Source organism: Pseudoalteromonas sp. SANK 73390, assembly GCF_054966645.1.
Map to the genome: position 1 here is coordinate 1 of NZ_ARPN01000199.1, position 229 is coordinate 229.

Genomic DNA, 229 nt, shown 5'->3' on the forward strand with positions numbered 1-229 from the left:
TCTTCCGTCAGTTTCTATTGGGGTGGTAATACTCAATGCACTGGGTGCAATATTATCTAATGTAATGGTTTGCGTGGCCGCATTTGAGGTATTCCCTGCAGTATCTTGCTGTGTTGCCGACACCGTTAAGCTGCCATTATTTAAGCCGCTTACATCCAGCTCTTGACCACTTATCGTCCAATTACCCGAGCCATCTGCCGTTACCGTTCGTGATACCGTCGAATTAGAG

The 229-nt window shown here is 46.7% G+C and carries 1 protein-coding gene; it reads right to left on the reverse strand.

All coding sequences use genetic code 11. The features are described from left to right. On the reverse strand, positions 1-229 hold a 229-nt coding region (locus SANK73390_RS21690), incomplete at both ends, for an Ig-like domain-containing protein (protein WP_462768382.1).